This is a genomic window from Methylobacterium sp. E-065 (genome assembly GCF_022829605.1).
Classification (GTDB): Bacteria; Pseudomonadota; Alphaproteobacteria; order Rhizobiales; family Beijerinckiaceae; genus Methylobacterium.
Genome location: NZ_JAKSYD010000260.1, coordinates 128,324 through 139,643, shown reverse-complemented (window position 1 = coordinate 139,643; position 11,320 = coordinate 128,324). Strand labels below are relative to the sequence as shown.

General features: G+C 71.0%; 9 protein-coding genes and 1 pseudogene. All 10 read left to right on the top strand.

What is annotated here, in order from left to right; translation table 11 throughout:
* Nucleotides 1-123: pseudogene (locus MKK84_RS30555) on the top strand (IS630 family transposase); the annotation flags it as partial.
* Between the two features lie 179 nt (nucleotides 124-302).
* Complete coding sequence (locus tag MKK84_RS30550) at nucleotides 303-962, top strand: cytochrome c3 family protein (RefSeq protein ID WP_243926000.1); 660 nt, start codon at nucleotides 303-305, stop codon at nucleotides 960-962.
* Nucleotides 959-3,919, top strand: coding sequence for a TAT-variant-translocated molybdopterin oxidoreductase (locus MKK84_RS30545; protein ID WP_243925998.1), 2,961 nt, complete (start codon nucleotides 959-961; stop codon nucleotides 3,917-3,919). The genes MKK84_RS30550 and MKK84_RS30545 overlap by 4 nt, the downstream gene beginning before the upstream one ends.
* A gap of 2 nt (nucleotides 3,920-3,921) precedes the next feature.
* Nucleotides 3,922-5,934 carry a quinol:electron acceptor oxidoreductase subunit ActD gene (locus tag MKK84_RS30540; protein WP_243925996.1) on the top strand — a complete coding sequence of 671 codons (2,013 nt, stop codon included), beginning with the start codon at nucleotides 3,922-3,924 and terminating at the stop codon, nucleotides 5,932-5,934.
* Nucleotides 5,931-6,464 carry a c-type cytochrome gene (locus MKK84_RS30535; RefSeq protein ID WP_243925994.1) on the top strand — a complete coding sequence of 178 codons (534 nt, stop codon included), beginning with the start codon at nucleotides 5,931-5,933 and terminating at the stop codon, nucleotides 6,462-6,464. The genes MKK84_RS30540 and MKK84_RS30535 overlap by 4 nt, the downstream gene beginning before the upstream one ends.
* Nucleotides 6,461-7,522, top strand: a complete 1,062-nt coding sequence (locus MKK84_RS30530; RefSeq protein ID WP_243925992.1) for a hypothetical protein — start codon at nucleotides 6,461-6,463, stop codon at nucleotides 7,520-7,522. Before MKK84_RS30535 ends, MKK84_RS30530 begins: the two co-directional genes overlap by 4 nt.
* On the top strand, nucleotides 7,519-8,004 hold the full coding sequence (locus MKK84_RS30525) for a hypothetical protein (RefSeq protein ID WP_243925990.1): 486 nt from the start codon (nucleotides 7,519-7,521) through the stop codon (nucleotides 8,002-8,004). Before MKK84_RS30530 ends, MKK84_RS30525 begins: the two co-directional genes overlap by 4 nt.
* Nucleotides 8,001-8,990 carry a cytochrome c oxidase subunit II gene (coxB, locus tag MKK84_RS30520; protein WP_243925988.1) on the top strand — a complete coding sequence of 330 codons (990 nt, stop codon included), beginning with the start codon at nucleotides 8,001-8,003 and terminating at the stop codon, nucleotides 8,988-8,990. Before MKK84_RS30525 ends, coxB begins: the two co-directional genes overlap by 4 nt.
* Nucleotides 8,987-10,663, top strand: coding sequence for a cbb3-type cytochrome c oxidase subunit I (locus MKK84_RS30515; protein WP_243925987.1), 1,677 nt, complete (start codon nucleotides 8,987-8,989; stop codon nucleotides 10,661-10,663). The genes coxB and MKK84_RS30515 overlap by 4 nt, the downstream gene beginning before the upstream one ends.
* Entirely contained in the window at nucleotides 10,660-11,319 is a 660-nt protein-coding gene (locus tag MKK84_RS30510) for a cytochrome c oxidase subunit 3 (protein ID WP_243925985.1), read from the top strand. The genes MKK84_RS30515 and MKK84_RS30510 overlap by 4 nt, the downstream gene beginning before the upstream one ends.
* The last annotated feature ends 1 nt before the right edge of the window (nucleotide 11,320 follow it).

Below are 11,320 nucleotides of genomic sequence, written 5' to 3'. Positions count from 1 at the left end.
GACCGGATCTTCGCCTCCTACGACGACATCGTCGACCGGTGCTGCGACGCCTGGAATCGCCTCATCGACCAGCCCTGGAAGATCATGTCCCTTGGCCTGCGCCCGTGGGCCTACCGGTTATGATCAACGCCGATTGGTATAACCCAAGTTCTAGCCCCGGTCTGGAAGCGCTCTAGGTTAGATGTGTGGTGCGGTGCGCGGCCCGGTCGCGATCGGGATCTGAAGGTGGGGCAAGGCTTGCGGCGAGAGCTTGACCGGAGCGCGCACGACATCCCGGCCGCCTTCCGGCGCGGGCAGGGCTGATGGCGCAGCTGTTCACCCCCGGCGCCGACGCGATCTACCGGCTCGCGCTGATGACCGGCGTCGCCTGCCTGGTCGGGCTGCCGGTGCTGGCCGCCGGGATCGTGCGCTCGAACTACGTCACGGGCGTCGGCGTGGCGCCGGCCCAGCCGGTGCCGTTCAGCCACAAGCACCATTCCGGCGAGCTCGGCATCGATTGCCGCTACTGCCACACCACGGTCGAGAAGGAGGCCACCGCCGGCATCCCGCCGACCCACACCTGCATGACCTGCCACTCGCAGATCTGGACCGGCTCGGACATGCTCAAGCCGGTGCGCGACAGCTACGCGCAGGACAAGCCGCTGGAATGGACGCGGCTGAACAAGCTGCCGCAATACGTCTACTACAACCACTCCGTGCACGTGACGAAGGGGATCGGCTGCTCGACCTGCCACGGCGACGTCACGTCGATGCAGATGACCTACCGGGCCAACGCCTTCGAGATGAAGTTCTGCCTGGACTGTCACCGGGCGCCGGAGAAGTACGTGCGCACCCCCGATCAGGTCTGGAACATGACCTGGAAACCGCCGGCCGATCAGGCGACGCTGGGGCCGAAACTCGTCGCGCAGAACCATATCCGCGGCGGCGCGCGGCTCACCGAGTGCGGGATCTGCCACCGATGACCGGCGCCCCCGACCTCGCGACCCTTCGTGAAAAACTCAGCCGCGGCGACGGCCCGCGCTTCTGGCGCAGCCTCGACGCCGTGGCCGACAGCCCGGAGTTTCGCGCCTATCTCGCCGCCGAGTTCCCCTCGGCCTCCCGGCTCGCCGCGGCGCCCGAGCGGCGCGGCTTCCTGAAGCTGATGGCGGCCTCGTTCGCGCTCGGCGGACTCACGGCCTGCGGCGCGGGCAGCGGCCGCGACTACGAGGTGCCCTACGTCAACCAGCCCGAGCGGATCGTGCCGGGGACGGACCTCGCCTACGCGTCCTCGTCCGTCTTCGACGGGTTCGGCAACGGCGTGCTGGTCACCACCCGCAACGGACGGCCGCTCAAGATCGAGGGCAATCCCGACCATCCCTGGAGCCGCGGCGGCACGGATGTGATGGCCCAGGCCTCGGTGCTCGGCCTCTACGATCCGTTCCGGTCGCAGGCGGTGCAGCATCTTGGCCGGCCGAGTTCCTGGGCGGCCTTCCGATCGGATCTGCAGGCGCAGTTGCCGGCGTGGCGCGAGAACCGGGGCGAGGGCCTCGCCCTGCTCACCGGCCCGGTGACCTCGCCCACGCTGGCGGCGCAGATCGCGCGGCTGCGGGCCGCCTACCCGGCTTTGCGCTGGCATGTCGGCGCCGGCGCGGCGCGCGACGGGCTCTACGAGGGCGCCCGCCGGGCCTTTGGCCGGCCGCTGGAGACGATCCCGGCGTTCGACCGGGCGCGCACCATCGTGGCGCTCGACGGGGACTTCCTCGACCTCGGCCCGGGCCAAGTCGGCCTGTCCCGGCGCTGGATCGATGCGCGGCGGGCCGCCTACGCGGATGGGCGCCTCCTGACGCTCCACGCCGCCGCCCCGACGCCGACGCTCACCAGCGCCAAGGCCGATCACGGCGTCGTGGTGCCGGCCGGACGCCTCGAGGACCTCGCCCGGGACCTCCTCGGCATGGCCGGTGGCGGTGCCGCGCCGGGGGGCGACGATCCCGTCGCCCGCTGGGCGCGGGAGGCCGGCAAGGCCCTCGCGGAGGCCCGGGGCGCCGGGATCGTCACGGCGGGCCTGACGGCGGGCCCGGACCTGCACGACCTCGTCCACCGCCTGAACGGCGCGCTCGGCAATACCGGCGCGACCCTGCAGCACCTTGAGCCCGCCGCGGAACAGGGGGCCGGCACGCTGGCGGAGCTGTCCGAGGCGATGGAGCGCGGCGCGGTCAAGGCGTTGATCGTGCTCGCCGCAAACCCGGTCTACGACGCGCCGGGCGCCCTCGACTTCGCGGCCCGGATGGAGCGGGTGCCGCTCAAGATCCATGCCGGGCTATACTACGACGAGACCGGTGCCCACGCCGACTGGCACCTGCCGATCGCGCATCCGCTCGAATCCTGGGGTGACGTCCGTTCCCTCGACGGGACCGTGGGGCTGATCCAGCCGACCATCGCGCCGCTCTACAACGGCCGGACGCTGCCGCAGATGCTGGCCTTCCTGTCGGGCGGCGACGATGCCGAGGACGCGCTGGCCCTCGTCAAGGCGCGCTGGCGCAGCGATGGGGAAGACGAGGCCGCCTTTGAGGCCCGCTTCTCGGAGGCCCTGCGCCGGGGCTTCTGGGCGGACAGCGCGCGGCCGGCAGAGACCGTGGCGCTGACGCAGGACGCCGCCCCTGCCCCCGCGCCTGCCCCGCCCGCCGGCGGGATCGAGGTGCTGTTCCGCCCCGATCCCACGCTCTGGGACGGCGCCCATGCCGACCTCGCCTGGCTTCAGGAACTGCCGAAGCCCCTGACCAAGGTGGTCTGGGAGAACGTGATCGCGGTGAGCCCCCGGCTCGCCGAGCGCGAGGGCCTCGCCACCGGCGACGTCCTGCGGATCGAGGCGGCGGGCCGCGCGGTCGAGGGCCCGGCCTGGATCCTGCCGGGCCAGGCCGACGACACGGTGACCCTCACCCTGGGCTACGGCCGGGACGTGCCGGACCACCTGTCGCGCGGCCTCGGCTACGATGCCGGGCCCCTCCGGCCGGTGGGTACGCCCTGGCGGCTCGCGGGGGCGCGGCTGTCGAGGACCGGGCGGCGCAGCATGCCGGTCACCACCCAGCACCTCGGCACGATGGATGGCCAGGATCTCGTCCGCGTGCAGGCGCTCGGCGCCGCGCCGGTGGGCGACCCGAAGGGTGCACCGAGTCCGGCTTCGTTCTATGCAGCCCCGGAGAGCCAGGATCGCTGGGTCGCGGCGCAATGGGGCATGGCGATCGACCTCGACGCCTGCACCGGCTGCAACGCCTGCGTCACCGCCTGTCAGGCAGAGAACAACATCCCGGTGGTCGGCCGCGAGGAGGTCGCGCTGGGGCGCTGGATGGGTTGGCTGCGGATCGACCGCTACTACGCGGGCGAACTCGATGCCCCGACCACGCACTTCCAGCCGGTGCCCTGCATGCATTGCGAGCAGGCGCCCTGCGAACTCGGCTGTCCCGTGGAGGCGACGCTCCACGACAGCGAAGGGCTGAACCTGCAGGTCTACAACCGCTGCGTCGGGACCCGGACCTGCCAGAGCTACTGCCCCTACAAGGTCCGCCGGTTCAACTACCTCGACTATACCGGCGGCATGACCCCGGTGGAGCAGCAGCAGCGCAACCCCGAGGTCACCGTCCGCGCCCGCGGCGTGATGGAGAAGTGCACCTACTGCATCCAGCGGATCACGGCGGCGCGGATCACGTCCGCCAAGGACGACCACGCCCCGATCCCGGACGGCGCCGTCGAGACCGCCTGCCAGGGCGCCTGCCCGACCCGGGCGATCACCTTCGGCAACGTCGCCGACCCGGGCAGCCAGGTCTCGGCCGCCCGCCGGGATCCCCGGGAATACGCGCTGCTCGGCCACCTGAACACGCGGCCGCGCACCACCTACCTCGCCGGGCTCGCGCCCGCCGCGGAACCCGGCGGACGGGAGGGCTGAGCATGGCCGGTTCTGTCACGGGCGGCCCCCTGATCCGGCCGGACGAGACCCTGCAGGGCATCGGCGGCACCGTCACGGCGATCCCGCTGACCCATCCGGGCAACCGGCGCTGGTGGATCGCCTTCGCGGGGGCGGCGGCGCTGCTCGGCCTGTTCCTGCTGACCCTCGGCTACCTGCTCGCCGCGGGGCCCGGTATCTGGGGCAACAACAACGCCGTCGTCTGGGCGCTCGACATCGCGAGCTACGATTGGTGGATCGGCGTCGCCTCCGGCAGCCTGCTGGTCTCGGCCGTGCTGCTCCTGCTCGGGGCCGAGTGGCGCGGGGCGGTCAACCGGGTGGCCGAGACCCTGGCGCTCATCGCCACCGCGTCGGCCGGGCTCTACCCGATCATCCATCTCGGGCGGCCGTGGTTCTTCTTCTGGAACCTGCCCTACCCCAACACCTACGACCTCTGGCCGCAATTCCGCTCGCCGCTCCTCTGGGACGCGATCGACATCGTGGCGTTCCTGGTGATCTGCGTGAGCCTGTGGTTCATCGGCCTGCTGCCGGACCTCGCGACCCTGCGCGACCGCGCCCAGGTCGAGGCGATGCGTCAGGCCGACGCCAAGGCGCCGACCCGCAAGATCGCCCTGCTGCGCGCCCAGGTCTACGGCATCGTCGCCTCGGGCTGGCGCGGCTCGGCGGCCCATTGGCAGATCTGGGTCCAGGCCTACCGGACGGTGGCTCTGCTCGGCGTTCTGCTGGTGGTCTCGGTCCAGACCGGCGCCTCGGTGATGCTGGCGGGCTCGCTGATGCCGGGCTGGCACAGCACGCTCCTGCCGGTGAGCTTCCTCGTCAACGCGATCTATTCCGGCGTCGGCGTCACGGCGGTGATCGTGATGCTGATCCGCCTCGTCTACGGCCTCGACGCCCTGGTGACGCCCCGCCACCTCGACGTGCTGGGCCGCCTGCTCCTCTGCCTCGGCTGCGCCAGCGCCTATTGCTACGCCGCCGAGTATTTCGACACCTTCCTCAACGGCGACGCCCAGGCGCGCGGCGTCCTGGCCCGGCGCATGACCGGCGACCACGCCCTGGTCTCGTGGACGGCGATCCTCTGCCTCGTCCTGCCGGCGCAGATCCTGTGGTCGGCCCGGGCCCGGACGGCACCGCTGGCGCTGGCGGCGGTGGGGCTGCTCGTCGCCATCGGCGCCTATGCCGACCACGTCATGGTCCTCGTCGTGACCCTGACGCAGGATTTCCTGCCCTCCTCGCGGCTGCCCTACGGGGTCGACATCTGGGGTATCGCCACCTTCGCGGGCTCCGTCGGCCTGTTCCTGACCCTGCTGCTGCTGTTCCTGCGCTACCTGCCGGCGGTCTCGATCGTCGAGAGCCGCCGCCTCGCCCTGACGGAGGCCCCGGCGGTTCAGGACGCCGCACGCGCCGCCGCCGCCCGGACCGCCGCCGGGCCGGAGGAGAACCCGACCGAGGCGCCCCTGTGGGGTGTGGCGGCGAGCTTCGCCAGTCAGGGCGACCTCGCGGCCGCGCTCAAGGCCGTGTCGGGGATCGGCCCGGACCACGTCCATCTCGACGGGCACGGGCCCGTGCCGATGCCCCGGACCCTGCGGCCGCTCGGCCTTGAGGGCCGCTCGATCCTGCCCTACGCGCTGGCCGGAGCGCTGCTCGGTGGCGCGGGCTTCTACGGGATGTGCGTCTACGCCACGGCCTACGACTACGTGTTCCTGATCGGCGGGCGCCCGCGCCTGTCCTGGCCCTCCTTCGTGGTGCCGAGCATCTCGTTCGCGATGATGGCGGGCTGCGTGGCGATCCACCTCGCGCTGCTCGTGCTCAACCGCCTGCCGCGGCTGAACCATCCGGCCTTCAACATCCCGGGCTTCCTGCGCGCCTCGGACGACCGCTTCTTCCTGACCGCCGAGGCGCGCGACGATCGCTTCGACGCGGCCCGCATCGAGCGGCGGCTCGCCGGCCTGCCGGCCGAGGCCGGGCGCCCCCTCGAGATCCGGCGGATCCCGCGATGAGGGCCGCCCTCCCCTTGATCCTCATCGCCCTGGCACCGCTGGCCGCTTGCGACAAGGCCGACATGGCCGATCAGGCCCGGGCCAAGACCTGGGACAAGAACCCGTTCTTCCCGCGTGAGATCACCATGCGCCAGCCGGTGGCCGGCACCGTGCCGCGGCGCGATCCCGCGCAGCCCGCGCCGCAGCCGCAGCGTGTCAGCCGGGACCTGCTCGACCGGGGGCAGCAGCGCTACGCGGTGTTCTGCACCCCCTGCCACGGCCAGGACGGGCGGGGGCAGGGCATGATCGTCGCCCGCGGCTTCCCGCATGCCGGCAACCTCACCGGCGAGGACCTGCGCAAGGCCTCCGCGACCGAGCTCTACGATGCGATCTCGAACGGCCGGAAGGCGATGTTCGGCATGGCGCAAATGATCCCCTCCGCCGACCGCTGGGCGATCGTCGCCTATGTCCGCGCCCTCCAGCTCAGCCAGGATGCCCCGGTGGCGCGCCTGCCGGAGCCGGACCGGGCCCGGTTGGAAGCGGCGCGATGAGGCGCCCTGCCCTGCTCGGCCTCGCGGGCCTCGTCCTCCTGGCCCTCTGCCTGCTCGCGGGGGGCTGGCGCGGGGCGATGGCCTCGTATCTCGCGGCGTGGCTCGTGCTCCTCGCCCTGCCGGTCGGCGCCCTGCCGGTGGTCATCGTGGCCGAACGCTTCGGCAAGCGGGTCCGCGAGCGCGGCGGCGTCGAGATGCTGGCGGGTCTGCGCCGTCTGATGGCGCTGATGCCGGTGGCCGTGCTCCTGTCGCTGCCGGTGCTGGCCGCCGCCGGCCTGCTCTACCCCTGGTCCAGCGCGCCCGCTCATACGCCGCTCGCCGCGATCTGGTTCACGGCGCCGTTCTTCGTGGCCCGGGTGATCGCCTATCTCGCCGCCTGGACCTGGCTGTCGCTGCGCTTCGCCCGGCCCTTCGACGCCCCCGGCGAGAGCCGGACCGTCCCGGCGGTGGGGCTCCACGCGGTGATCGGCACGCTGTTCGTCACCGACGTGATCGCGTCCCTCGATCCGCGCCTCGACTCCGCCCTGTTGGGCCTGCTGGTGATGACCGCCTGGAGCGGCCTCGCCTTCGCGGCGGCGATCCTGCTCGCCTGGGAGGAGCCCGAGCCCGTGGGCCGCGGCCGCACCGCGCCGGGGCGCGGCCGGCTGGTGCCCCTCGTGGTGCTGCTCGGCCTGTGGGCCTACATGCACTTCGTGCAGTTCCTGATCGTCTGGTCGGCGAACCTGCCGCCGGAGGTGTCGTGGTACTTCGCCCGCGGCGGCTGGCTCGGGCGGGCGCTGTCGATCGTGGCGGGCGCCCTCGTGGTGCTGGCCGGCCTCGCGACCCTGCGGCCGGGCCGCCCGACCACCCGGATCCTGGCCGGGGCGGCGCTCGCCGTGCACGCCGTGGAGATGTTCTGGCTCGTCACGCCGGCGATCCGCGACCGGTTCGTGATCCGCCCGAGCGACGTGCTGGCCGCCGGCGGCGTGGCCTGCCTCGCCGCCGCCCTGCGGCCGTTCCTGCGGCCGCGGGCCGACCGGGCGGCCTCGGCGGCCCGGCGCGCCGGGAGGCCGGCATGAGCGGCGGTCCCGCTGGCCTGATCCCGGCGATCCTGGCCGGGCTGACCCTGCGCGGCAGCGGCCTCTTCACCGGACGCCCGCCGCGCCCGCCCGCCAACACGCAGCGGGATCCCAACGATCCCGGGCACGAGACGCGGGACGTCAACGTCCGCAACACCGCCCTGGTCATGGCCGGGCTCGCCCTCACGGCCCTGGCGGTGATCGGCACCATGATCTGGCTGATGAGCACCTTCGCGGCGAGCCAGCGCCGGGCGCTCCCGGCGCTCACCCCCCAGCAGACCGCCCGCCTCGCGCCGCCGCCCCCGAACCTGCAGGCCAACCCCTATGCCGATATCGACCGTGAGCGCGCGGCGTCCGAGGCACGGCTCGCCGGCTACGGCTACCGGGACGAGGCCCATACCCGCGCCCGCATCCCGATCGGCCGCGCCATGGAGTTGACCGTCGGCCGCTCCCTCGAACCGGCGGAGCCCACTGCGCGATGACGCCGAGCCACGAATCCCTCCAGCTCTGGCCGGCCGCGGTCTCCGCCACGGCGACCGAGACCGACCTGCTCATCCTGGCCTTCACGGTGCTGACGCTGCTGCTCACCGTGCCGGTCTTCGTGGCGATCACCTATTTCGCCCTGCGCTACCGCGAGGGCTCGGAGGCGGACCGCAGCCCGTCGGGTATCCGCTCGAACCTGATCGAGATCAGCTGGATGCTGATCCCGTTCCTGCTGACGCTGATCTTCTTCGTCTGGGGGGCGCGGCTCTACATCCATTCGCGGAATGCCCCCCCCGATGCCATGGTGGTCGAGGCGATCGGCCGGCAATGGATGTGGAAGTTCCAGCATCCGACGGGGCAGGCGGAGATCAACAACCTGCACCTGCCGATCGGCCAGCCGATCCGTCTGCACATCATCAGCCAGGACGTGATCCACGCCCTCTACCTGCCGGCCGTGCGCCTGCAGGTCGCCGCCCTGCCCGACCGCTACACCGACCTGTGGTTCAAGGCGGACAAGACCGGCACCTATCACCTCTACTGCTCGGAATATTGCGGCACCGACCATTCGGTCATGGGCGGCGAGGTCACCTTCATGAACCCGGGCGACTATCAGGAGTGGCTGACCCACGCGGGCGCCCAGCAGGGCAAGGTCGCGGCGGGCCGCGCCCTCTACGAGGCCTATGGCTGCGCCGGCTGCCACGAGCCCGGCTCCGCCGTGAAGGCGCCGAGCCTCGCGGGCCTGTACGGGAGCCCCGTGAAGCTCGCCGACGGCCGCACCGTCACAGCCGACGAGGGCTGGCTGCGCGAAAAGATCCTCAACCCGAACGGCGACCGGCTCGCCGGCGGGGGCAAGCAGATCATGCCCAGCTTCGCCGGCCGAATCCCGGCGGATGAACTCACGACGCTGATCGACTTCCTCAAATCCTATTCGAGTCCGGCCGCCGGTAAGGCTGCCGACGCGACACCGGCAGGGTCGACACGATGAGCGCATCGGGCAGCATCGGCGGCACCGCCCGCCGCGAACCCCACGCCCCGGAATCGACGATCGGGCGCAAGGCCGATTATCTGCACGCGGAATCGACCCTGCGCTCGTGGTTCCTCACCACCGATCACAAGCGCATCGCCCTGCTCTACCTCGCCTCGATCACCGGCTTCTTCGTGATCGGAGCGGTCGCAGCGGGCGTGGTGCGCCTCGCGCTGGTCGTGCCGAACGGCGCGATCATGACCAACGACACCTACAACAAGGCCTTCACCATCCACGGCGTGGTGATGGTGTGGTTCTTCCTGATCCCGTCGATCCCCGCGACCTTCGGCAACTTCCTGATCCCGCTGATGATCGGGGCCAAGGACCTCGCCTTTCCGAAGCTCAACCTGACGAGCTGGTACGTGTTCATGGCGGGCGCCCTGTTCACCCTGGTCTCGGTGGTGCTGGGCGGGGTCGATACCGGCTGGACCTTCTACGCCCCGCTCTCCACGGCGTTCTCCAACACCTGGGTGCTGCCGGCGCTGATCGGCGTGACCATCGTGGGCTTCTCGTCGATCCTCACGGGGCTCAACTTCGTGGTCACGATCCACACCATGCGGGCGCCCGGCATGACGTGGTTCAAGCTGCCGATCTTCGTCTGGGCGCATTACGCCACCAGCCTGATCTTCCTGCTGGCGACGCCCGTGATCACGACCGCGCTGATCCTGCTGATCGCGGAGCGCGCCTTCCATGTCGGCGTGTTCGACCCGGCCTATGGCGGCGACCCGGTGCTGTTCCAGCACCTGTTCTGGTTCTACTCGCACCCGGCCGTGTACATCATGGTCCTGCCCGGCATGGGGGTGATCTCCGAGATCGTCCCGGCCTTCGCGCAGAAGAAGCTGTTCGGCTACCGCTTCGTCGCCTACGCGTCGATCGGGCTCGCCTCGGTGACCTTCTTCGTCTGGGGCCACCACATGTTCGTCAACGGCCAGAGCGACCTGGCCTCGCTGGTGTTCTCGGCCCTGTCCTTCGCGGTGGCGGTGCCCTCGGCCGTAAAGGTCTACAACTGGACCGCCACGATCCATAAGGGATCACTGCGGCTCGACACGCCGATGCTCTACGCGATGGGCTATATCGGCTTGTTCGTGCTCGGCGGGCTCACCGGCCTCTACCTCGCGACGCTGGCGATCAACCAGCACATCCACGCGACCTACTTCGTGGTCGCGCATTTCCACTACATCATGGTCGGCGGCACGGTGCTGGCGTTCCTCGGCGGCCTGCACTTCTGGTGGCCCAAATTCACCGGCCGGATGTACAGCGAGCCCTGGGGCCGGGTCTCGGCGCTGCTGATCTTCCTCGGCTTCAACGTGACGTTCTTCCCGCAATTCATCCTCGGCTACCTCGGGATGCCGCGGCGTTACGCGACCTATCCGGCCGAGTTCCAGCTCCTCAACGTCCTGTCCTCGGCCGGCGCCACGATCCTGGCCGCGGGCTACATCTTCCCGATGCTCTACCTGGTCTATTCCCTGTGGTTCGGCCGCAAGGCGCCCGCCAACCCGTGGAACGCCAAGGGGCTCGAATGGGAGACCGCCTCCCCGCCCCCGACGCATAATTTCCTCACACCCCCCGAGGTGCCGCGCATCCCCTACGACTACCCGATCCAGGCCAAGGAATCCCGGGACCAGCACGGATGAGCGAGGGGTTGGCCGACGGCGTCGGGATCGTTCGCGCCGAGCATTTCGAGAGCGTGGCGCAGCAGCGCGAGGCGGCGACCCTCGGCATCTGGGCATGGCTGATCACCGAATTGCTGCTGTTCTCGGCCCTGTTCCTGGTGGCTCTGATCACCCGGATCCAGCACCCCGAGGCGACGGTCGCGGCGGCCAAGCATCTCAAGTTCTGGATCGGCGCCACCAACACGGTGGTGCTGATCTGCTCCAGCCTGACCATGTCGATGGCGATCGAATTCTCGCGCATGGGCTGGCAGCGCGCCATGGTGCGGGCGATGCTCGCGACCGCGGCGCTGGGCGGCCTGTTCCTCGTGCTGAAGGGCTACGAGTACTATGCCGACTGGGCCGAGCACATGATGCCGTTCCTGGCCGACCGGCCCTTCGCGCTGGCCGAGACGCCGGCCGCGCGGCTGTTCGTGAACCTCTACTACGTCGCCACGATCCTGCACGCCGTGCACCTGTTCACCGGCATCGCGCTGCTGCTCGGCATGACCTGGATGGCCGCCAAGGCCGGGTTCCTGTCCCGCCACCAGAACTGGATCGAGGTCTACGGCCTGTACTGGCACTTCATCGATCTGGTCTGGATCCTCGCCTTCCCGATCCTCTACGTGGTGAATCGGTAGG